A 22,547-nucleotide genomic window follows, 5' to 3' on the forward strand; every position below is an offset into this window, starting at 1 on the left:
ACGTTGACTATTCGGCACAGGAAGTGAACAGAGAGCGCTAGTACTGCTTCGGCGTGGAACGCGGATTCTGGGATCGACTGTGTCGGGCACGTTGTTGGGTCCTGAGGGAACGGAAGTTGCCTCATGGAGTGCCGGTCCCATGCCTGTTCGGGTGGGTGTCTGGTCGTTGTTTGAGAACTGCACAGTGGACGCGAGCATCTGTGGCCAAGTTTTTAAGGGCGCACGGTGGATGCCTTGGCACCAGGAACCGATGAAGGACGTGGGAGGCCGCGATAGGCCCCGGGGAGCTGTCAACCGAGCTTTGATCCGGGGGTGTCCGAATGGGGAAACCCGGCAGTCGTCATGGGCTGTCACCCATACCTGAACACATAGGGTATGTGGAGGGAACGCGGGGAAGTGAAACATCTCAGTACCCGCAGGAAGAGAAAACAACCGTGATTCCGGGAGTAGTGGCGAGCGAAACCGGATGAGGCTAAACCGTCATGGTGTGAGACCCGGCAGGGGTTGCCGTGACGGGGTCGTGGGAGTGAGCTTGATCGGTCTGCCGGCCGGTCGGCGAGTCAGAAACCGTATGGATAGTCGAAGGACATGCGAAAGGTCCGGCGTAGAGGGTAAGACCCCCGTAGACGAAATCTGTACGGCTTGCTTGCTCATTTCCCAAGTAGCACGGGGCCCGAGAAATCCCGTGTGAATCTGGCGGGACCACCCGCTAAGCCTAAATATTCCCTGGTGACCGATAGCGGATAGTACCGTGAGGGAATGGTGAAAAGTACCGCGGGAGCGGAGTGAAATAGTACCTGAAACCGTGTGCCTACAAGCCGTGGGGGCAGTCTTCGGACTGTGACTGCGTGCCTTTTGAAGAATGAGCCTGCGAGTTTGCGGTGTGTAGCGAGGTTAACCCGTGTGGGGTAGCCGTAGCGAAAGCGAGTCCGAATAGGGCGTTTGAGTTGCATGCCCAAGACCCGAAGCGGAGTGATCTAGCCATGGGCAGGTTGAAGCGCGGGTAAGACCGCGTGGAGGACCGAACCCACCAGGGTTGAAAACCTGGGGGATGACCTGTGGTTAGGGGTGAAAGGCCAATCAAACTCCGTGATAGCTGGTTCTCCCCGAAATGCATTTAGGTGCAGCGTCGCGTGTTTCTTGCCGGAGGTAGAGCACTGGATAGGCGATGGGCCTCACCGGGTTACTGACCTTAGCCAAACTCCGAATGCCGGTAAGTGAGAGCGCGGCAGTGAGACTGTGGGGGATAAGCTCCATGGTCGAGAGGGAAACAGCCCAGAACACCGACTAAGGTCCCCAAGCGTGTGCTAAGTGGGAAAGGATGTGGAGTCGCAGAGACAACCAGGAGGTTGGCTTAGAAGCAGCCACCCTTGAAAGAGTGCGTAATAGCTCACTGGTCAAGTGATTCCGCGCCGACAATGTAGCGGGGCTCAAGCACATCACCGAAGTCGTGTCATTGCAGCAATAGGGCCAACGCCCGCTGTGATGGGTAGGGGAGCGTCGTGTGCCGGGTGAAGCAGCCGAGGAATCGAGTTGTGGACGGTTCACGAGTGAGAATGCAGGCATGAGTAGCGATACAAGAGTGGGAAACTCTTGCGCCGATTGACCAAGGGTTCCTGGGTCAAGCTGATCTGCCCAGGGTAAGTCGGGACCTAAGGCGAGGCCGACAGGCGTAGTCGATGGACAACGGGTTGATATTCCCGTACCCGCTTTGAAGCGCCAACGCTGAACCCTCTGATGCTAAGCCCGTGAAGCCGGCCCGGAGTCTTCGGACAAAGGGACGTGGTGGAGCCGGTGACCCGACGGGGTAGTAGGTGAGCGATGGGGTGACGCAGGAAGGTAGTCCAGCCCGGGCGGTGGTAGTCCCGGGGTAAGGGTGTAGGACGAACGGTAGGCAAATCCGCCGTTCACATAGTCTGAGACCTGATGCCGAGCCGATTGTGGTGAAGTGGATGATCCTATGCTGTCGAGAAAAGCCTCTAGCGAGTTTCATGGCGGCCCGTACCCCAAACCGACTCAGGTGGTCAGGTAGAGAATACCGAGGCGTTCGGGTGAACTGTGGTTAAGGAACTCGGCAAAATGCCCCCGTAACTTCGGGAGAAGGGGGGCCATTGCTGGTGACGGGACTTGCTCCCCGAGCTGGTGGTGGCCGCAGAGACCAGCGAGAAGCGACTGTTTACTAAAAACACAGGTCCGTGCGAAGCCGTAAGGCGATGTATACGGACTGACGCCTGCCCGGTGCTGGAACGTTAAGGGGACCGGTTAGTCACGATTCGTCGTGGCGAAGCTGAGAACTTAAGCGCCAGTAAACGGCGGTGGTAACTATAACCATCCTAAGGTAGCGAAATTCCTTGTCGGGTAAGTTCCGACCTGCACGAATGGCGTAACGACTTCTCGACTGTCTCAACCACAGGCCCGGTGAAATTGCATTACGAGTAAAGATGCTCGTTTCGCGCAGCAGGACGGAAAGACCCCGGGACCTTTACTATAGCTTGATATTGGTGTTCGGTTCGGCTTGTGTAGGATAGGTGGGAGACTGTGAAGCGGCAACGCCAGTTGTCGTGGAGTCGACGTTGAAATACCACTCTGGTCGTGCTGGATGTCTAACCTGGGTCCGTGATCCGGATCAGGGACAGTGTCTGGTGGGTAGTTTAACTGGGGCGGTTGCCTCCTAAAGAGTAACGGAGGCGCCCAAAGGTTCCCTCAGCCTGGTTGGCAATCAGGTGTTGAGTGTAAGTGCACAAGGGAGCTTGACTGTGAGACTGACGGGTCGAGCAGGTACGAAAGTAGGGACTAGTGATCCGGCGGTGGCTTGTGGAAGCGCCGTCGCTCAACGGATAAAAGGTACCCCGGGGATAACAGGCTGATCTTCCCCAAGAGTCCATATCGACGGGATGGTTTGGCACCTCGATGTCGGCTCGTCGCATCCTGGGGCTGGAGTAGGTCCCAAGGGTTGGGCTGTTCGCCCATTAAAGCGGTACGCGAGCTGGGTTTAGAACGTCGTGAGACAGTTCGGTCCCTATCCGCTGTGCGCGTAGGAGTGTTGAGAAGGGCTGTCCCTAGTACGAGAGGACCGGGACGGACGAACCTCTGGTGTGCCAGTTGTTCTGCCAAGGGCATGGCTGGTTGGCTACGTTCGGGAGGGATAACCGCTGAAAGCATCTAAGCGGGAAGCCTGCTTCGAGATGAGCACTCCCACCTCCTTGAGAGGGTAAGGCTCCCAGTAGACGACTGGGTTGATAGGCCGGATATGGAAGCCTCGTGAGGGGTGGAGTTGACCGGTACTAATAGGCCGAGGGCTTGTCCTCAGTTGCTCGCGTCCACTGTGTTGTTCTGAAACAACGACCGCCCTGCCGGCGGGTCGACAGTTTCATAGTGTTTCGGTGGTCATAGCGTGAGGGAAACGCCCGGTTACATTCCGAACCCGGAAGCTAAGCCTCACAGCGCCGATGGTACTGCAGGGGGGACCCTGTGGGAGAGTAGGACGCCGCCGAACAATTCTTCAGAAATAGCCCCTCCCGGGGAGACCGGGAGGGGCTTTTCGCATTTCCGGGCCTGTACCTCGTACCCGCCCCAAAGGTGGTCCTAGGTCCACCTCAAAGACGGGTGACACAGCCAGTGATTCCCCCTGGCGTTCCCGGAAGACTGTGGGAGCCGGCGGAGCGGTCCGCCCCGACAGTCAGGAGCACGCGGTGGCAGCGACCAGTCAGTTCGGTGGTCCCGGTGGGGGCAGGGCGGGCAAACCGTCGCTGACCGAGGGCATGGGGGTCCGTCTCCAGCAGTCGTTCGTCGCGGCCGGTCGGGCGGCGGCCGTCCTGGCGGGTGCGTTCGCCGGCGTCTTCGTGCCGGGCCTCGTCACGGTCCTCGCGGTGCTGTTCGTCGCCAAGCAGTACTGGTACGTCGATGCCCTGCCGCTGCTCGGCCTGTTGACCGCTGTCCTGGTCGGTGTTCCGACGGCGCTCTGGTGCGCGCGACGGTCCGCCCGGCTGACACGGTCGCAGGTCGGGCGCTGGTCGGGTGTTGCCCTGGAGCCGGGGTACATGCCGAGGCAAGCACTGGAGCAGGACGATCGCGGCCACTGGTGGACGGGGTACTCGTACCACCGGGACCAGACCGTCGCCCGGCTGTTCGGCTACGTGCACTGGGCGGTGCGCGACCGGGCCACCCGGAACGAGGCGGCGTGGCTGGCGGCCAATCCGGTGGTGGCGGGTTCGCTGCTCGGGCCGCCGATGGTGCTGATGGTCGGGGGCGCCGGCTTCCTGCTGACCATGGGCGTGGACGAGCGCACCTACGGCGCGCTCTCCAGCGAGAACCCCCTCGGCTACCTCTTCTCCATCCTTCTCGGGGGCACCGCGCTGCTGGCCGGCCTGCTGGCGATGCCGTACGCAGTGCGGGCGCACGGTGATGTGGCCTGCCGGGTGCTCGGTCGGGGTGTCCGTCCGAGCCACGCGCAGCTCAGCCGACGGGTCGAGGAGCTGACGGTGACGCGGGCGGATGCGGTGGACGCCCAGGCGGCCGAGCTGCGGCGGATCGAGCGCGACCTGCACGACGGTGCTCAGGCGCGGCTGGTCGCGATCGGGCTGACCCTGGGGACGATCGAGCACCTGATGGAGACCGACCAGCCCGCGGCGCGGGTGCTGCTGGCGGAGGCGCGGCAGTCCTCGGCCCAGGCCTTGCAGGAGCTGCGCGACCTGGTGCGCGGAATCCACCCGCCGGTGCTGGCCGAGCGGGGTCTGGCGGACGCGGTGCGGGAGCTGGCGTTGCGGAGCGCGGTGCCGACCGAGGTGACGGTGAGTCTGCCGGGCCGTCCGGAGGCGCCGATGGAGGCGGCGGCGTACTTCAGCGTGAGTGAGCTGCTGGCCAACGCGGGGAAGCACTCGGGTGCCGAGCAGGTCTGGGTGGACATCATGTTCCGGGCGGGCCTGCTGCGGGTGACGGTCACGGACGACGGCCGAGGCGGAGCCCACTTCGAGGGCGGTGGTGGGTTGCTGGGGATCGAGCGGCGGTTGGGTACCTTCGACGGTGTGCTCTCGCTGAGCAGCCCGCCGGGCGGGCCGACGACCATCACCATGGAGCTGCCGTGCGCGTTGTCCTCGCCGAGGATCTCTACCTCCTCCGAGAAGGGCTGACGCGGCTGCTGGAGGCGCACGGGTTCACCATCGCGGCAGCGGTCGAGACGGGTCCGGATCTGCTGTCGGCGCTGCTGGAGCACCGACCGGAGGTGGCGGTGGTGGACGTACGGTTGCCTCCGACCTTCACGGACGAGGGTCTTCAAGCGGCGCTGGCGGCACGCCGTCAGATCCGCGGGCTCCCGGTGCTGGTGCTCTCGCAGCACGTGCAGCAGCTGTATGCGCGTGAGCTGCTGGCCGACGGCTCCGGCGGGGTGGGGTACCTGCTGAAGGACCGGGTGTTCAACGCGGGGCAGTTCATCGACGCGGTCCGCCGGGTCGCGGCCGGCGGAACGGCGATGGACCCGGACGTGATCGGCACGCTGCTGCAGAGCAGCGCGCGGGCCGAGCCGCTGCAGCGGTTGTCGCGGCGGGAGCGGGAGGTCTTGGGGCTGATGGCGGAGGGATGCTCCAACTCGGCCATCGCGGGCCGGTTGACGGTCAGCGACGGGGCGGTCGCCAAGCACATTGCCAATATCTTCACGAAGTTGGAGCTGGCGCCCGACGAGGACGCCAACCGCCGTGTCCTGGCAGTCCTGGCCTACCTCAACGGGTCGCCGACGACCTCCCGATAGGCGCTCGAGCCGTCAGGCAGGGGAAATGGTTGAACGCTCGTGCGAGTAGTATCCGGTGGGCCGAGACGGTCCACAGCGCAGCTCTCCTGCGCCCGGCGGTGATCCCGCCCGGGCGGGAGAGCGGGTCGGAACTGGGCTCGGCGTCGACAGGTCGCGTTCGGCAGCAACGGCAGCAGCCGAGTCCCAGGGGTTGATCAACGAATGGCACGTCCATCCCTTACCCGAGCCCACCGGGCCCTGCTGGGCGTGGTCGCCGCCGGCGCCTGCGTGATCTCGGGCATCGGCTTCGCCGGCTCGTACAACGCGGTGCGGGAGCTCGCGCTGCAGAAGGGCTTCGGCGCCTTCTCCTACGCGTTCCCGATCGGTGTCGACGCTGGCATCGTGGTGCTGCTGGCACTCGACCTGGTGCTGACCTGGCTGCGGATCCCGTTCCCGCTGCTGCGTCAGACCGCGTGGCTGCTGACGGCCGCGACGATCGCGTTCAACGCGGCGGCGTCCTGGGGCGACGCGCTCGGCATGGCGATGCACGCGGTCATCCCGGTGCTGTTCGTGGTCGTGGTCGAGGCGTCCCGGCACGCCGTGGGCCGGATCGCGGCGATCACCGCCGACCGGTACATGGAGTCGGTGCGTCTGATGCGCTGGGTGCTCTCCCCGGTGCCGACGTTCCGGCTGTGGCGCCGGATGAAGCTGTGGGAGCTCCGCTCGTACGACGAGACGGTGCGACTGGAGCAGAACCGGCTGGTCTACCGGGCCCAGCTCCGGTTCCGGTACGGGCGGGGTTGGCGCAGGTCGGCGCCGTTCCAGGCGCTGCTGCCGCTGAAGCTGGCCAAGTACGGCGTGCCGCTGGACCCGGGCATCCTGGACCGGATCGACGGTCCGCTGGAGGCGAACCACGCGATGGCCGGTGCGGCGCTGGAGGCCGGCGGGCAGCAGGCGGTGTCGGCGGTGTCCGCCGCGGTGGCGGTGCCGACGCTGGCCAAGCTGGCCGCGGTGCGGCTGCGCGACGCGCAGGACCCGCAGGCGGCCGAGCCGGGGGTGGCGCACCCGGCGGCGGACGAGGTCAATGACGTGTGGACGTCGCGGGCCGTGCGGATGTCGGCGGAGCAGCCGTCGGGCGAGGAGTACGGCGCGCGGGTGCCGGGCCAGGCGTCCCCGTGGTTCAAGCCGCCGCGGGTCACTCGCCCGGGTGCGGCGCCGGTCGCCCCGGCCCAGAGCCCTCGCCCCCAGCAGTCTCAGCAGTCCCGTCAGAGCCAGCAGGCCCAGCTGCCCCGCCAGGCGCGCCCGGCCCAGCAGGAGCTGCAGGACCAGCAGGCTCAGCAGCGGCGGATAGCCCAGATGGTGCAGGAGCAGCAGCGCCGGATGCCGGAGCCGCCGCTGGGCGCGGTGGACGAGGTGGAGGCGGAGCCGATCCTGATCGGTCACCGGCCGATGAGGCTGGACGGCGAGATGACGATGGAGCAGGAGTTCCCGCTCCCGTCGTCGCAGGCCGCGCACGCGGAGCCGCTGCCGTTCGACGGGGCTGAGGGCGTCGACGGTGCGGATGACGCGGGTCAGGACGCTGCGGGCGGTCGGCGCGGTTCGGCCGAGCCGCTGGATCTGGACCTCTGCTACGACGCGCTGATCGGCTACATCGACACCTACGACCACCACCCGACCCCGGAGATCTTCGCCGAGTACCTGACCCACGAGGTGGGCATGGTCGGCTCCCGTCCGAACGGCTCGGTGGGTCCGCGTGACCTGGAGAGCGTCTGGACGAAGCTGCAGGATCGTTACGTCACCTCGGGCCGCGACTGAGCGAGTCCCACAGCCGGGCAGTCATTGACGGGCCCGGCGCGGCGCCACTACCTTCACATCAACAATTTGTTGAACGGTATGCCGCGGTGGAGGAGTCGGGATGGCGCAGGCCCAGGTGGACGGTAGCAAGCCCGAGGACGGGGCGTCCTTCTCGTCCGCCGCTCGGGCCGCGGTGGAGGCGCTGCTGGCCCCGGTCGACGCCGACCTGGCCCGCCGCTACCCGGGCGAGCCCGGGACCCGGCAGCCGGTGCACACGGTCTACGTCCCGGCCGACGCCTTCGACGCGGACACCGTCCGCAGCTGGGGCAGCCAGGCGTTGGAGGCGTTCGACACCCACGCCGCCACGCCGGAGCAGCTCGCCGCCGCGCTGGGCGTGCCCGCCGACGCGCTGCTGGCCGACGTCCACGCCCGGGTGCGCGCCAAGCTGGAGCGCGAGCCGATCGAGGACCTGCGCATCGACTTCGAGGACGGCTACGGCCCCCGTCCGGACGCCGAGGAGGACGCGGCCGCCGAGCGCGCCGCCCGTCTGGTGGCCGCCGCGGTGGCCGACGGGACGGCGCCGCCGTACATCGGCCTCCGGATCAAGTGCATGGAGGCGGCGGTCCGCGACCGCGGCATCCGCACCCTGGAGCTCTTCCTGGCGACCCTGCTGGCCGAGGGGAGCCTGCCGGACGGCCTGGTCCTCACCCTGCCCAAGGTGACCTACGCCGAGCAGGTCACCGCGCTGGTGCGTCTGCTGGACGACTTCGAGCAGCGGGCCGGCCTGCCGGCGAAGCGGATCGGCTTCGAGATCCAGATCGAGACCACCCAGGCGATCCTCGGCCCGGACGGCCGCGCCACCGTGGCCCGGATGATCGAGGCCGCCGAGGGCCGGGCCACCGGTCTGCACTACGGCACCTTCGACTACAGCGCGGCCTGCGGCGTCAGCGCCGCCTACCAGTCGATGGACCACCCGGTCGCCGACCACGCCAAGGCCGTGATGCAGGTCGCCGCCGCGGGCACCGGGGTGCGCCTGTCCGACGGTTCGACCAACGTCATCCCGACCGGTCCGACCGAGCAGGTGCACGCGGCCTGGAAGCTCCACCACGGGCTGGTCCGCCGCTCGCTGGTCCGTGCCTACTACCAGGGCTGGGACATGCACCCGGCCCACCTGCCCACCCGTTACGTCGCGGTGTACTCCTTCTACCGCGAGGGCCTGCAGGCCGCCGCCGCTCGCCTGGCGGCGTACGTGGCCAAGGCCGGCGGTGACGTGATGGACGAGCCGGCCACCGCCCGGGCGCTGAGCGGCTACGTGCTGCGCGGCCTGGACTGCGGCGCGGTCGACCTGGCCGAGGTCACCGGGCTCACCGGCCTGGACCGCGCCCGCCTGGACGAGCTGGCCAGCCGCTGACCGACCCGCCGACCTACCTGCCGACCGGCCGTTGACCGACCCGCCGACCGGCGCCGGGACGCGGCGCCGGCGGCGTTAGGGTGGCGGGGTGTACCTGACCATCCGGCGCCCCCTCTCGCACGAGATCGAGATCAAGAAGTCGCGGTTCATCTGCCACCTGGCCCGGGTCTCCGACGAGGAGGAGGCGCAGGCGTTCATCGCCTCGGTCCGCAAGCAGTACTGGGACGCCCGGCACAACTGCACCGCCTTCGTGGTCGGCGACGACCAGCGGCGCGAGCGCTCCAGCGACGACGGCGAGCCCGGCGGGACCGCCGGGGTGCCGATGCTGGAGGTGCTGCGCCGCCGCGGGGTGACCGACACGGTCGCGGTGGTCACCCGCTACTTCGGCGGCATCAAACTGGGCGCGGGCGGCCTGGTCCGGGCGTACGGCGGCGCGGTCTCCGAGGCGCTGGACGAGGCCGGCCTGCTGGAGCGGAGGCCGGTGGCGCTGCTGGCGGTCTCCACCGACCACACCAGGGCGGGCCGGCTGGAGAACGACCTGCGGGCCGCCGGGTACGCGGTGAACGGCATGGCGTACGAGCCGGACGGGGTGCGGATCGAGGTCGGCGTACCGGAGCCGGAAGTGACGGGATTTCACACCTGGCTGGCCGAGGCCACCGGCGGCGGCGCGCAGGCGGTGGCGGCGGGCCGGACCTTCGTCGAGGTCCCGGTCTGACACCGTCCCGCAGCAGGTGGGCGGCGCCCGGTCGGCAGGCAAGAACTTCGCCCGAGTAACACTCGAACGAATGAACAGCGCCCGGAGTCGGAACTTCCACTCCGGGCTGATTCGTCATTCCCCACAAGAACCCGACCCAGATGGAGGACTTCAGGCCCCACCGCCGCGCCACGGGAGGTATCGAGCATGACAACCGACCACACCCCGCCGCCCTACCGGATGACGGCCGCCACACCACGGCCGCACCGCGACACGCTCTCCCTGGTGGACGAGCTCCTGGCCGCCTGGCTCAAACAGGAGGGCCACGAGGAGCCGCCACCCCCAGCGGCGGACGCCCCGCCCGAGCGCCTCCGACTCGGCGAGCGCATCCTGCTCGACCGCGACTCCGGTCCCCTGACCACGAGCCTCGCGTCGGTCACACCCGCACCGCCCGCACTTCCGGTACAGCCGACACCGCTCGCATCTACCGCATCGACCGCCACCTCCGATGCCCTGGCGGCCCGTTTCAGCCGCCGTCGGCTGCGCACCCCCGCCCCGCACGGCACCGCCCAGCTGACCGTGACCGTCGCGTCCGAGCATGCCGACGGCCCCTCACTGGTCCGCCTGGAGGCCGAACACCTGCCCGCCGGCCAGGGCGTCCGGACGGCCGGCCGGGTCCACGTCCCCGAACTCGCCCACACCCTGCTGCCCCTGCTGGACGCCGCCGACGGCCCGGTCCTGCTCTCCACCGTCCCGCAGACCGTCCGGCCCGAGGATGTGGACGACCTGATCGACGAACTCTGCGACCCGGCGCGCCGGCTGCCGGTGGTGGTCGCCAGCGTCCCGCCGGCCGTGCCGGTGGAGACCTGGGCGGCCGAGGTCCTCCACCCGCTGCTGCGCCAACTGCCGGGCCTGGCCTCGCTCTACGTCCTCGGCCACACCGCGCTGCCCCGCTTCAACCTGGCGCTGGAGTACCACAAGGTCTACGGCGGCGCGGTCCGCACCTACCTGCCGGAGGTCGACCCGGCGTCCCGGTACGACAGCGTGCGCCACCCCGTGCTGCCCCGGCAGCGGATCGACGAGGACGTCCGCCGGGCCGCCGCCCTGCTGGCCCGCGAGCCGCGCCGGATCGCTGCCGAACTCCCGCTGCCCGCACTGCTGGCCGCCGTCCCGGTACTCCAGCTCCCGCCCGAGGCCCGGCGGCATCCGGCCGAGGGCCGTCGGCCGCACCCCGCGGCCGTGCCGCGGGAGGCCGCCGACACCCTCCGGTCGGCAGCGGACGGGTACGAGTGCACGGAGCTCGACCGCCGCGAGCGGCAGGCCAGGGCGGACGAGCTCCAACGGGCCCACCGCAGCCTCCACCGCGCCCGCCGCCGGGAGGTCCGGCTGCTGGCCGAGACGGACGAGCAGTACGCGGCGCTGCGCCACGTCAGCGCCCAGGTCCGGGTGCTGACCGGCCGGCTGCGGACGGTCGCCGGAGCGGATGCGGTCGACCTCGCCGGGCTGACCGCCGAGGCGCTGGCGGACGAGGGCTCGGCACCCGGCAGCTTCAACGAACTGGTCGGACGCTTCACCGAGTTCCCGCTGCTCGAATTCACCGGCGACAGCAAGGAGACCCTGGCGCTGGACGGCCAGTGCGACGGCGTCGGCTGGGCCCGGCTGACCTGGGAGGGCCTGACGGCGCTCCAGGAGTACGCGGCCGCCGCGGTCCGCGGCGAGGCGGGCGGCGATTTCAAGCAGTGGTGCGAGCACACCCCGCCGGGCTGTCACCGCTTCCCGCCGCGCAAGGCGGTGCGCGGCGAGTCCCGGACGGTCACCAGCCACGCCAAGTGGAAGCGGCAGCGGATGCTGCCCGTCCCCGCCTGCGTGGATTCCTCCCGGCGGGCCTTCATGGGAGCGCACCTGCGGATCGGCGGCGGCGGCACCGCCCCGCGTGTCCACTACCTCGACGACTGCTCCGGCAGCGGCCGGATCTACGTCGGCTACATTGGCCTGCACCTGAGCAACACCCGTACCAACTGAGGAGGCTGACCAACTGTCCGGCTTGGCTGACCCGGGTCGGCCGCACGGGGGACAATGCTGCACGGGGCCGCCGCGCGCGGACCGCGGACGACCGCGCGGCCCCGCCGACCAGCGCCGGACGAGCAGGGGGAGCGACCGCCGATGCAGTACGCAGCCGAGGACCGCCCGGACGGCACCGCCGCGGTCCTCCAGCCCGGCTTCCTGGCCTCGGTCTTCCGCGACCTCGGTGCCGAGCTGCCCGAGCACGCCCTGCCCGAGCAGGCCGCACGCGAGCAGGCCGTAGCTGCGGAGGTAGCGCCCGCGCCCGACGGCTCGGAGTCTCCGGCCGGGCAGGCTGGTCAGCCCGGGAGTCCGCCGGACGACGAGGTCGCCGCCCACGGCCGGGCCGCCGCGCTGACCCACCACCGCACCCTCACCGTCCGGGCCGAGCACGAGCACCTCGCCGACCTGCTGCGCCGGGCCGCCCTGCCGGTCTCCGCCATGGACTTCGAGAGCCAGCTGCGCCGCTACGAACCGCGCCTGTTCGCGGACGGTTCCGAAGGCGCGGCGGGCGCGGAGGACCCCGAGCCGGCCTGGGCCGACTTCGCGCCCGCCGAACCGGTCGACACCGACCCGGACCAGCCGCCCTCCCGCCGCCTGCTCGACTCCGGCTACCAGCGGGAGCTGGCCCAGGCCCGGCTGGGTCACCAGCGCGCCCTGCGTGAGTGGCGCACCCGCCGGGCGGAGGCCGCCGACAGCGGCACCCAGGTGGCCCGGGCCGCCCATGACGAGGCCGAACGGTCCCGGGCCCGGGCCGTCCAGGAGTACAACGAGTCGCTGGAGGAGTGCCGCCGCGCCTACCGGCTGGGCGAGCCGGCGGCCGTGGAGTCACTGCTGGAGCGGGCGCTGGCCGCCGCCGAGGGCTCCACCCAGGACCTCCCGGCCCCGTGCCGGGCACTGTTCCGCCCGCTCACCCGCACCGCCGTCCTCGACCTCGACCTGCCGCCGCTGGACGTGGCCCCCTCGCTCGACGGCTACCGCCTGGTCGCCGACGGCCGGATCGAGCCGGTGCCCCGTGCCGCGGCCGATCGGGCCTCCGACTACCTCCGGCTGGCCGCCCGGCTCGCCCTGCGCGCGCTCCAGGCCGCCGACGCGGTCGACACCGACGAGGTGTTGTCCGGCGTGGTCCTCAACGGTTGGCTGCGCGTCCTGGGAGCCGAACCGCTCTGCCTGCTCAGCGTGGACGCCGACCGCGACGCCCTGGCCCGCACCCGCCTGGTGCTCACCGCTCCGGACACCGCCGCTGGCTCTGCCGGCCCTGCTGGCCCCGCCGACCGCACCGACCCGACCCCCCACGGCGAGGAGGACGGCACCGGCCACGGCGTCTACGCCGACGCCGAGCAGGACGAGGCCCTGGTACGGCTGCGCGAACTCTCCGCCGTGGTCACCCCCGACCCGTACACCGGCGAGCCGGTGACCCCGTGCGCCACCGTCGGGGCAGCGGTGCCCGCCACCGCAGAGCTGTCGCCCAACGAGTTCGCCCACCTGGTCCGCACCGTCCTGACGGCAGGCGGCCTGACCGGCTGGAGCGTACGGCTGCGCGGCCCGGCCGGCCTGGTGGCCACCGCCGAGGGCGCGCGGGGCAGCGCGCTGCCCGGCCGTTGGGTGGTGTGGGCCTCGCGCGGGTCCGACGAGGTGGCCGCCGAGGAGGTGCGGACGCTGGCGGAGGCGGTCCGCGAGGAGGGTGCCGAGCGGGGGCTGCGGCTGACCACCGGCCGGTTCGCCGAGGAGGCGCTCGACCTGGCCGCCGCCGAGGGCTACCAGCGGATCCACCTGATCGACGGTCCCGGCCTGCGCGAGCTGGCGCAGACCCACCTCGGCCTCCCGCTGACCACCGCCGACCGAGCCGACGACTGAGCAGCCGACCGAGCCGACAACTGCCGTGTCGACCGCGGCGTCAACCGCAGTGTCCACCGTGGTGTCGGCGGGCGACAGCGGGCACGGGCTGTCAGTCTGGGGCGGTGGGAATCGGATTCATGGACCGCTGGCGGGCCCGGCACCGTGCCGGGGCCGCGCCCGACGCCGCGGCGCCACCCACCGGCCCGAGCGGCCACGCGGAATCGACGGCCTGGACCGCGGATCCGCCCGAGGAACCGGCCGGGGATGCCGTTGCGGGCACCGTCGCGGACCGGGAGCGGTCGATGGCCGAGCTGTTCGGCGAGTGCGGGCTGCTGCGCGAACTGGCCGAGGACGCCGGCGTGGCCCTCGACGACAGCGTCACCTCACTGACCGCGCTCGACCAGCTGCTCCCCGCGTGGCGGGACGATCCGCAGGTGTCGGAGTGGCTCGGCAACGACGCCGGCCTCTACCTGGGCACGGTGCTGCACCGCACCGTCCCCGGCGCCCACTGGCGGATCGGTGAGCAGGGCCGCCCGATGCTCGTCCTGCCCAGCGGGCGGGAGGTGGACGTCACCGTCCTCGGCCACGGCTGGGCCGACCAGGGCACCCCGCAGCTGGCTGCCGCCTACCTGGCCTCCACCGAGGTCTGAGTGTCCACCTCCCGGCCGTCCGACCCACCCCGTGTCCCGGGCATCCACCGGGCCGCATCCCGGTCGTCTCCGCCGCTGTCACCCTGACGGACCGTCCGCCGAGCGCGTCCGCCCCGCGGCCGGGAGGGTGGGGCGCAGGGCTTCGGCACTGCCGGCCCCGGGTCGGGCGACTGCGCCCGTGGGCAGCGGTTCGCGCGGCCGCCCGACCCCTCGGACCACCGCCGGACCGCCGCGCAGCCGTGGGGCCGGCGAGCCGTGTGGGGAGGCCGCTGTGACCGCCGTGCTGGTCGCCGCTGGCGCCTTCCTGATGACCCTGGTCGGCGGTTGGGTGGCGCACCGTACCGGCGACCGCCGCCACCTGGTGCTGGGCCTCGCGGCCGGTCTGATGCTCGGCGTGGTCGCCTTCGACCTGCTGCCCGAGGCGCTGGCGGCGGCCCCGGACGAGCTGCACGGTGTCCCGCAGGCGCTGCTGATGTTCGCGGCGGGCTTCCTGGTGATCCACGTGATCGAGCGGGCGGTGGCCATCCACCGCGGCCACGAGGGCGAGTACGCCGCCCACACCCACCACCACCGGCCGCGCGAGCAGGGGATCGGGCTCACCGCGGCCGCCGCGCTGGTCGGGCACAGCGTGATGGACGGCTTCGCGATCGGCGCGGCGTTCCAGGCGGGCGGCACGGTCGGCACCGCGGTGGCGATCGCCGTGGTCTCGCACGACTTCGCGGACGGCTTCAACACCTACACCATCACCCGGCTGTACGGGAACAACCGGCGGCGAGCGCTGACCCTGCTGGCGGCCGACGCGCTGGCGCCGATCACCGGCGCGGCGATCACCCTGCTCTTCACCATCCCGGAGCAGTTGCTCGGGCTCTACCTGGGCTTCTTCGCCGGATTCCTGCTCTACCTGGCCACCTCCGACATCCTGCCGGAGGCGCACAGCCCGCACCCCTCCCGGACCACACTGCTGTGCACCCTGCTCGGGGTGGCCTTCATGTGGCTGGTGATCGGCCTCGCCTCCTGAGGCCGGTCAGGCCGGTCGGGCCGACTCCGACCCGATCGGGGCGTTCACACTGGTCGTCGTCGTCGCGGCGGGCCGGGGCCTGTCCAACGTGCTCACCCGCCAGGGCCGGGGGAGCGGTTCAGGCCGGTACGGCCGGGGCAGCCGCGCTGCCGGCGATCGCAGGGATCGGACCTACGGCGCTGCAACCCCGCCGGCCGCGGGCCGGTCGGACGCTGCCGGGTCGGGCGTCGTCCGGTCCTGGTGGGCCACTGCCGGAGTCGCCGCCGTGGCTGCGGTAGCCGCACCGTCGGCGGACGCCTCGTACGCGGCCTCGGCCGCCCGCAGGGCGCGCAGCAGCGCGTCCTGCTCGGCGGGGCCGACCGGACCGAAGTACTCCTGCGCCACCTCGTGCCGGACCTGGCCGATCCGCTCCAGTGCGCCCCAGCCGTTCTCGGTCAGCACCAGCCGGACGGCGCGGCGGTCGGCCGGGTCGGGGGTGCGGGTGACCAGGCCGGCTTCCTCCAGGGCGTCCACCACAGTGGTCGCCGACCGCGGCGCGATGTGCAGCCGCTCGGCGAGCTCGCTCAGCCGCATGGTCTCGCGGCCCTCGCAGCCCGGCGCGTGCGCCAGCGTGCGCAGGGCCCGGGCCTGGCCGGGGGTGATGCCGTACGGCTCCAGGCGTCGCATGGTCTGGCGCCGGATCCGCTTCATCGCCCGGGTGAGCGCGTCGGCCAGCTCCGCGGCGGTGTCGGCAGTCGGCGGGGTGGTCATGCGCACAGGTTAGCGCCGGGTCCGCCCCGCCCGGACGCGGCTTCCGCAGGCCGTACCACCGCCCGGGCCATGGGCCGCCGTGCGGCAGTCGCGGAGGTCAGTGGCTGCCGAAGCGGCGGAGGACGGCCGCGAGGGCCTGCAGCAGCAGACCGGCCAGGCACCAGCTGGCCACGACGTCGAGGAACCAGTGGTAGTCGCTCCACACCAGGCCGGCGCCGACGCCGAGGCAGAGCGCAGCCGTACCGGCGATCAGCCGGCGGGCGACGCGGCGGCCGAAGGAGCGGGCGAGCAGCAGGGCGGCCGAGCCGTAGGCGATGGCGGAGGTGGCGGTGTGGCCGGACGGGTACCAGCCCCACTGGTCGGCGGCCAGCGGCAGGCCGTACGGGCCGGGGCGGGCGAAGTAGGCCTTGGCCGGTACCACCAGGAGCGGGATCAGGACGGCGGCGACTGCTGCCGTCGGCAGCGGCAGCCACCAGCGTTGCCGGCCCGCCCGCCGTTCCAGCCGGGCGGCGGCCCCGGCGCAGCCGAGCAGTACCGGAACGGCCGGAATCCCACCGCCCAGGTCGGACAGCGCCACCCCGAGGTGGTTGAGCGGGATGCTGAGCAGCGTGCGGCGCAGGTCGTGGACCGCCCCGCGGACGCCGGTGTCCACCCCGAGCAGCGGGCCGTCGACGGCCACCTGCCAGGAGATCAGGGCGAACAGCAACGCCAGTGCCATGGGCACGACATACGAAAGAAGCCGCCCCGGAGCAGGGGGGAGAGCTCCGGGGCGGCCCAGGTGATCGCCGTCCCGTGCGGTCCGGGGGGTGTGGGCCGGACGGTCGGTCGATCGGTCTGTGATTTCCTCAGCCCCGAGCGGGGCCGAGGACGGCGTCGCTAAGGGTTGCGGTTCGCTGTCCATCTGTCATGACAGTACGTCAAAGCCAGTGCCGGGCAAGAGGGACTCCGGCCATCGTGCACAGCATCTTCACCACCCACCGGGCAACCTCCACGCCCGTCCACGAGTCTGCGCGGAAACGTCGAACGGCCGGCCCCCGAAGGGACCGGCCGTTCGACTGCCGTTCGACTGAAGAGGCCGTCGGGGCCCTCGGGGGCCGTTCGACGAGCGGGCCGTCAGACGCCGGCGAAGGCGTTCTCGATGATGTCGAGGCCCTCGGTGAGCAGGTGCTCGGGCATCACCAGCGGCGGCAGGAAGCGCAGCACGTTGCCGTAGGTGCCGGCGGTCAGCACCACCAGGCCCTCGGCGTGGCAGGCCTTCGCCACGGCGGCGGTCACCTCGGGGTTGGGCTCCTTGGTGCCCGGCTTGATCAGCTCGATCGCGATCATCGCGCCGCGGCCGCGGATCTCGCCGATCACCTCGAACTTCTCCTGCATCGCGTGCAGGCGGGCCTTCATGACCTCGCCGATCCGCTGCGCCTTGGCGTTGAGGTCCAGCTCCTTCATGGTCTGGATCGAGCCCAGCGCGGCGGCGCAGGCCACCGGGTTGCCGCCGTACGTGCCGCCCAGGCCGCCCGCGTGCGCGGCGTCCATGATCTCGGCGCGACCGGTCACCGCGGCCAGCGGCAGACCGCCGGCGATGCCCTTGGCGGTGGTGATCAGGTCCGGGACGATGCCCTCGTCCTCGCACGCGAACCACTGGCCGGTCCGGCAGAAGCCGGTCTGGATCTCGTCCGCGACGAAGACGATGCCGTTGGCCTTCGCGTACTCGACGATGGCCGGCAGGAAGCCCTTGGCCGGCTCGATGAAGCCGCCCTCGCCCTGGATCGGCTCGATGATGATCGCCGCGACGTTGTCCGCGCCGATCTGCTTGTTGATCATGTCGATCGCCTGGGCCGCGGCCTCGGCCGCGCAGTTCTCCGAACCGGTCAGCCAGCGGTACGGGTACGCCACCGGCACCCGATAGATCTCCGGCGCGAACGGACCGAAGCCCTGCTTGTACGGCATGTTCTTCGCGGTCAGACCCATGGTCAGGTTGGTCCGGCCGTGGTAGCCGTGGTCGAACACCACGACCGCGGTGCGCTTGGTGTACGCGCGGGCGATCTTCACCGCGTTCTCGACCGCCTCGGCGCCCGAGTTGAACAGCGCGGTGCGCTTCTCGTGGTCACCCGGGGTGAGCGCGTTCAGCTCCTCGGCCACCGCCACGTACCCCTCATACGGGGTGACCATGAAACAGGTGTGCGTGAAGGCGGCCAGCTGCTCGGACGCCTTGGCGACGACCGCCTCGGCGCTGTTGCCGACGTTGGTCACGGCGATGCCGGAACCGAAGTCGATCAGGCTGTTGCCGTCCACGTCCTCCAGCACGCCGCCGTTGGCGCGCGCCACGTACACGGGCAGCGTGGTGCCGACACCGGCGGCCACCGCGCCGAGCTTGCGAGCCTGCAGCTCCTGCGACTTCGGGCCGGGGATCGCGGTGACCAGGCGGCGCTCCTGCGGGAGCGGCGTTGCAGCGCTCATGGTGTGTCTCCAAATCTCAAGGCGCGGTGTTCGCAGGCTACGGCGGGGCGGCACGGTCGGGCATGCGCCACTCGGTAGTGCTGGGCCGTCCGAATTGTCCTGCGCGGCCAGTGGCCGGAGATCGGCTTGCCCGCCCCTCCACTCCACTACATTGAGCGCGGGCGTGTCGCGGGGCAGGCGGCGCGGGTATGGCACTGCCGGTGGTGGGAGAGGGATCGGGGCCGGGACATGGAACACACGCAGCACACCGCACAGACCAACCGCACCCCTCTTCCGGCCCAACGCCCCCACCCCTTCCACCTCCCCACCTGGGTCGCCGCCCCCCGGCCCCAGACCCCTCCGGGCATCTACCGGCAGAACTACGTGCCGCTCACCGAGTCGCAGGCGGAAGCGGCGGGTGTGCCGGCAGGGGCGTTGTTGCTCCGCGCCGTCCTGAATCTGATCGTGGCCTGGTTCGCCTTCATCTACGGGCGCGGACTGGCGCTCTCGGGCCTCGGTCTCCTCGGCCTCGGGTCGCTGCCGACCTTTCCGACGATCCTGCTCGCGCTGGTCGTGAACCTGCTGGTGCTGTTCGCCGCTGTTGCCCTGTTCGGCCGGATGGGGCGGTGGGCGGAGGTCTGGCGGCGGTGGATCGCCCCGACGCTGGCGCGGACAGTCACCCAGGAACCGGCGGCCCCCGACGCGCCCGCGGTGGTGGGGCCCGCCGATGTGTGGGCGGAGTTGCGCGGGGTGGGGGATGTGGCGGGGCGGCTGGAGGGGGAGGCCGTGGGGGACGTGGACTATGTGCGGATCCATCAGGCATGGCGGTCGGTGGTGGCGGAGCCGTCGTTGGTGGGGGAGTTCGTGGAGCAGGTGGCGGCGCGGGGGGCGGCGGCGTGCGGGCACCCGTCGGGCGCCCGGGACCTGCCGGGGCGGGGTGGGCGGCATGACCTGCTGGTCCGTCAGGTGCGGCTCGGCACCACGCAGGACGTGATCAAGAACCCGTTGTCGCACCGCAGCGCGGGCTTCGCCCTCGACCCCGAGGTGCTGGGCACTTCGCTGCTGGCGGTGGGCCCGGCGGGGACGGGGAAGACGGCGGGGCTGGCGCGGCCGGTGGCGGAGGCGCTGTGCCTGCAGGCGCTGGCGGGTGCGGCGTGTGCCGTGGTGGTCGGGGCGGCCGAGGCGGATCTGGGGCCGGATTCCTGGTACGACGTGGTGATCGCGCCGGGCGACCCCGCGGCGCCGTACGGCCTGGACCTGTACGGGGCGGCGCCGACCGCTGACGAGGCGGCGGCCCGGTTGGCGGATGCGCTGCTGCCGGACGAGCTGGCGTCGCGCGGGGAGAGTGCGCGGACGGCGATGCAGCAGGTGGTGGGCCCGTTCCAGGCGGCGTACGGGCGCTATCCGGGGGTGCGGGAGCTGCGCGGGCTGCTGGGCGGCGAGCCGGAGGGCTGGGCCGCGGTGGCGGAGGGGCTGCGGGCGGCTGGGCGGTACGCGGAGTTCGAGGCGGACCTGCAGCAGCGGGCGGCGCGGCACGGGCGGGCGGACGATCCGGGGGCGCTGCTGGCGGACCGGTTGGCGCTGCTGGACCGTCCGGCGTTGGCGAGCGCCTTCTCCGGTGGTCCGGACGCCAGGCCGGCGTTCGCGATGCGGGCGTTGGAGCATCCGCTGCGGGTCCGGGTGAAGCTGCCCGAGCGCAGCCACCCGGAGGCGGCGCGGATGCTGTCGCGGCTGCTGGTGGGGCAGTTCGTGCAGGCGGTGACGGCGAGGAAGGACCGGACGCTGTTCGCCGGGCTGGTGGTGGACGACGCGACCGCCGCGGTGGACGCGCAGACCGTGCGGGGGCTGCAGGGGATGCGCGGGGCCAATGCGGGGGCGGTGCTGCTGCTGCGGACCCTGGCGGATCTGCCGGAGGCGCTGCGGGCGCCGCTGTTCGGCGCGGTGGGGTGCCGGATGGCCTTCCCCGGGATCGCGCCGTGGGACGGCAAGCTGTTCTCGGAGGCCTGGGGGACGCATCTGGTGAAGGAGACCGCGATCACCCACACCCCGGACACCTCGGGCGGGATGCTGCGCCGGTCGGCCCGGACGGTGCGCAAGCTGCTGTCGGGCACCACCGCGCAGACCCAGTCGGTCACCACCCGGGACGTGGAGCGGCACCGCTGGTCGCCCTCGGACCTGGCGCACGCGCTGCCGACCGGCCACGCGGTGGTGTCGCTGACCTCGGTCGGCGGGGAGCAGGTGCCGCCGCTGCTGGTGGACCTGCGCGGCTAGGGCCGGCTCCGGCTCTGCGGGCGGCCGGTCGTTTGGCTGCTTTGGCCCACTACCCGGTGGGCTACCCGCCAGTAGGGCGGATTGTCATACGAACGGAAGCTCCGGACCGGCGGATTCCGGCACTCGCGCTTGTCCGAGCCGTACATAATGGGTGCTAGATCCCTCACTCGCCCGGCCGCAACGGCGCAGCCGGGTCGAACCACCGAAGGTGCCATGCCCCCCACACTCGCCTCCGTCGTCCGCAACTCCGCGCTCCACCTGACGGTTCTCGCCGGAGCGGACCACCTGGAGCGGCCGGTCCGCTGGGTGCACACCAGCGAGCTGGACGACCCCACGCCGTTCCTCGAGGGCGGCGAGCTGCTGCTCACCACCGGCATCAAGCTGGGCAAGAGCGCCGCCGGCCTGCAGGCCTACATCCACCGCCTGGCCGACGCCGGCGTGGTCGGGCTCGGGCTGGGCGTCGGGCTCTCGCACACCGAGGTGCCGCAGGCGCTGGTCGACGCGGCCGCCCAGCGCGGCCTGCCGCTGCTGCGGGTGCCGGAGGCGACGCCCTTCATCGCGATCTCCAAGGCCGTCTCCGCCGCGCTCGCCGCCGAGCAGTACGAGGCGGTCACCACCAGCTTCGAGGCGCAGGAGGAGCTGACCCGGGCCGCGCTCGGCAAGGACGGCACCACCGCGGTGGTCCGCCGGTTGGCCGCCCGGCTCGGCGGGTGGGCCGCACTGTACGACGGTTCGGGCGCGCTCTCCGCGGTCGCCCCGGACTGGGCCGCGAGACGCGCCGGCCGGCTCGCCGCCGAGGTCGACCGGCTGCGCCGGCGCCCGGCCCCGTCCAGCGCCGCCCTGCAGGGCCGGTCCGGGACGATCGACACCGCCGACGAGGACTACGTGGTGGTCCAGTCGCTGGGCGCCGACCGCCGTCCCCGCGGCTTCCTCGCGGTCGGTACCGAGGACCGCATCACCCCCACCGAGCGCTACGTGCTGAACGCCGCCGTCGCGCTGCTCACCCTCACCCTGGAGCGCTCGCGCGAGCTGCGGGAGGCCGAGGAGCGGATGGGCGCGGCGCTGCTGCGGATGGTGCTGGCCGGCGAGGTCGCCACCGCCCGCCAGGTCGCCGCCGGACTGTTCGGCGGCCTGCCCGAGGGCACCATCAGGGTGCTGGTCGCCGCCGCGAGCCCCGGGCCGGAGGCGGCCGAGGCGCTCGGCGAACTCGGCGACCGGGCCGAGCAGGCCGGCGGCAAGGTCGGCGAGAAGCTGCTGGTGGCCCGCGAGGAGGGGGCCCACGGCCCGCGCCTGATGGTGCTCGCCGGCGACCACGGCGCCGCCCACCGGGCCTGCCTCGGCGCGGTCGAGGAGCAGGAGGGCCTGTCGCTCGGAGTCTCCGCGCCCGCCACCCTGGAGGAGGCCGGTACCGCGTACGCGCAGGCCGAACGGGCGCTCGCGGTCGCGCAGCGCGGCGGCCGGCGGGCGGTGGACCACGAGGAGGTCGGCGCGGGTTCGCTGCTGCCGCTGCTCGGCGAGGAGGCGGTGACCGCGTTCGCGGAGGGGCTGCTGCGGCCGCTGCGCGAGCACGACCGGACCGCCCGCGGCGACCTGGTCGCCTCGCTGCGCGCCTGGTTGTCGCGGCACGGCCAGTGGGACGCCGCCGCCGCGGACCTCGGGGTGCACCGGCACACGCTGCGCTACCGCATGAAGCGGGTGGAGGAGCTGCTCGGACGGTCGCTGGACGACACCGACGTCCGGATGGAGCTCTGGCTCGCCCTGCGGGCGGGCGAGGACTAGCCAGGGCACCCCTGGAGGTTTGCGCCACTGTGTACCGGCCGGCGAGGAGTTCGCTCCACCGCGTCCAATCCGGTTTGCTCCGGCCCGCCCCTACCGTGGGTGCGTAACCCACTGGTTTTCGAGGG

The 22,547-nt window shown here is 71.6% G+C and carries 14 protein-coding genes and 2 rRNA genes; 13 read left to right on the plus strand and 3 right to left on the minus strand.

The features are described from left to right. Positions 1-202 precede the first annotated feature (202 nt). The 11 genes from FHR36_RS17010 (at position 203) to FHR36_RS17060 (ending at position 15,189) form a co-directional block, all read left to right on the plus strand. A 23S ribosomal RNA gene (locus tag FHR36_RS17010) occupies positions 203-3,308 on the plus strand. 71 nt (positions 3,309-3,379) lie between these two features. After that, a 5S ribosomal RNA gene (gene rrf / locus FHR36_RS17015) occupies positions 3,380-3,496 on the plus strand. Between the two features lie 196 nt (positions 3,497-3,692). Continuing rightward, the gene (locus tag FHR36_RS17020) at positions 3,693-5,129 is read left to right on the plus strand and encodes a sensor histidine kinase (protein ID WP_253798059.1); all 1,437 of its coding nucleotides are present in this window, start codon (positions 3,693-3,695) and stop codon (positions 5,127-5,129) included. Beyond that, entirely contained in the window at positions 5,081-5,743 is a 663-nt protein-coding gene (locus tag FHR36_RS17025; protein WP_253798060.1) for a response regulator transcription factor, read from the plus strand. Before FHR36_RS17020 ends, FHR36_RS17025 begins: the two co-directional genes overlap by 49 nt. A gap of 201 nt (positions 5,744-5,944) precedes the next feature. Further along, entirely contained in the window at positions 5,945-7,537 is a 1,593-nt protein-coding gene (locus FHR36_RS17030; RefSeq protein ID WP_253798061.1) for a DUF2637 domain-containing protein, read from the plus strand. Positions 7,538-7,637: 100 nt separating this feature from the next. Beyond that, the gene (locus tag FHR36_RS17035) at positions 7,638-8,927 is read left to right on the plus strand and encodes a DUF6986 family protein (protein WP_253798062.1); all 1,290 of its coding nucleotides are present in this window, start codon (positions 7,638-7,640) and stop codon (positions 8,925-8,927) included. Positions 8,928-9,015: 88 nt separating this feature from the next. After that, positions 9,016-9,642 (plus strand): YigZ family protein, encoded by a 627-nt coding sequence (locus FHR36_RS17040; protein ID WP_253798063.1) that lies wholly within the window; start codon positions 9,016-9,018, stop codon positions 9,640-9,642. A 186-nt stretch (positions 9,643-9,828) separates the two neighbouring features. Continuing rightward, complete coding sequence (locus tag FHR36_RS17045; RefSeq protein ID WP_253798064.1) at positions 9,829-11,643, plus strand: hypothetical protein; 1,815 nt, start codon at positions 9,829-9,831, stop codon at positions 11,641-11,643. A gap of 141 nt (positions 11,644-11,784) precedes the next feature. Continuing rightward, entirely contained in the window at positions 11,785-13,539 is a 1,755-nt protein-coding gene (locus FHR36_RS17050) for a restriction endonuclease (RefSeq protein WP_253798065.1), read from the plus strand. A gap of 104 nt (positions 13,540-13,643) precedes the next feature. Then, a complete protein-coding gene (locus tag FHR36_RS17055; RefSeq protein ID WP_253798066.1) occupies positions 13,644-14,171 on the plus strand; it encodes a DUF6278 family protein in 528 nt (175 codons plus the stop codon). A gap of 307 nt (positions 14,172-14,478) precedes the next feature. Further along, complete coding sequence (locus tag FHR36_RS17060) at positions 14,479-15,189, plus strand: ZIP family metal transporter (RefSeq protein ID WP_253799353.1); 711 nt, start codon at positions 14,479-14,481, stop codon at positions 15,187-15,189. 171 nt (positions 15,190-15,360) lie between these two features. Here FHR36_RS17060 and FHR36_RS17065 read toward each other — a convergent pair whose 3' ends face one another. From FHR36_RS17065 to gabT, 3 genes are all read right to left on the minus strand, one after another. Continuing rightward, a complete protein-coding gene (locus tag FHR36_RS17065; RefSeq protein ID WP_253798067.1) occupies positions 15,361-15,939 on the minus strand; it encodes a MarR family winged helix-turn-helix transcriptional regulator in 579 nt (192 codons plus the stop codon). Between the two features lie 97 nt (positions 15,940-16,036). Then, positions 16,037-16,657, minus strand: coding sequence for a phosphatase PAP2 family protein (locus FHR36_RS17070; protein ID WP_253798068.1), 621 nt, complete (start codon positions 16,655-16,657; stop codon positions 16,037-16,039). A 395-nt stretch (positions 16,658-17,052) separates the two neighbouring features. Beyond that, positions 17,053-18,393: a 4-aminobutyrate--2-oxoglutarate transaminase gene (gabT, locus tag FHR36_RS17075; protein WP_253798069.1), complete on the minus strand. Its 1,341-nt coding sequence runs from the start codon at positions 18,391-18,393 to the stop codon at positions 17,053-17,055. 228 nt (positions 18,394-18,621) lie between these two features. On the opposite strand from gabT, the gene FHR36_RS17080 reads away from it, so the two are divergent. Together FHR36_RS17080 and FHR36_RS17085 are read left to right on the plus strand one after the other, a co-directional pair. Continuing rightward, the gene (locus FHR36_RS17080; protein ID WP_253798071.1) at positions 18,622-20,643 is read left to right on the plus strand and encodes an ATP-binding protein; all 2,022 of its coding nucleotides are present in this window, start codon (positions 18,622-18,624) and stop codon (positions 20,641-20,643) included. A 213-nt stretch (positions 20,644-20,856) separates the two neighbouring features. Beyond that, positions 20,857-22,422, plus strand: coding sequence for a PucR family transcriptional regulator (locus FHR36_RS17085; RefSeq protein ID WP_253798073.1), 1,566 nt, complete (start codon positions 20,857-20,859; stop codon positions 22,420-22,422). Positions 22,423-22,547 lie beyond the last annotated feature (125 nt).

The sequence above is a fragment of the Kitasatospora cinereorecta genome, assembly GCF_024172095.1.
Classification (GTDB): Bacteria; Actinomycetota; Actinomycetes; order Streptomycetales; family Streptomycetaceae; genus Kitasatospora; species Kitasatospora cinereorecta.

Bases quoted from the DNA above. Each gene is read 5' to 3' on its own strand.
- FHR36_RS17030 (WP_253798061.1), top strand. From the start codon at position 5,945: ATGGCACGTCCATCCCTTACCCGAGCCCACCGGGCCCTGCTGGGCGTG.
- FHR36_RS17035 (WP_253798062.1), top strand. From the start codon at position 7,638: ATGGCGCAGGCCCAGGTGGACGGTAGCAAGCCCGAGGACGGGGCGTCC.
- FHR36_RS17045 (WP_253798064.1), top strand. From the start codon at position 9,829: ATGACAACCGACCACACCCCGCCGCCCTACCGGATGACGGCCGCCACA.
- FHR36_RS17050 (WP_253798065.1), top strand. From the start codon at position 11,785: ATGCAGTACGCAGCCGAGGACCGCCCGGACGGCACCGCCGCGGTCCTC.
- FHR36_RS17060 (WP_253799353.1), top strand. From the start codon at position 14,479: ATGACCCTGGTCGGCGGTTGGGTGGCGCACCGTACCGGCGACCGCCGC.
- FHR36_RS17065 (WP_253798067.1), bottom strand. From the start codon at position 15,939: ATGACCACCCCGCCGACTGCCGACACCGCCGCGGAGCTGGCCGACGCG.
- FHR36_RS17070 (WP_253798068.1), bottom strand. From the start codon at position 16,657: ATGGCACTGGCGTTGCTGTTCGCCCTGATCTCCTGGCAGGTGGCCGTC.
- gabT (WP_253798069.1), bottom strand. From the start codon at position 18,393: ATGAGCGCTGCAACGCCGCTCCCGCAGGAGCGCCGCCTGGTCACCGCG.
- FHR36_RS17080 (WP_253798071.1), top strand. From the start codon at position 18,622: ATGGAACACACGCAGCACACCGCACAGACCAACCGCACCCCTCTTCCG.
- FHR36_RS17085 (WP_253798073.1), top strand. From the start codon at position 20,857: ATGCCCCCCACACTCGCCTCCGTCGTCCGCAACTCCGCGCTCCACCTG.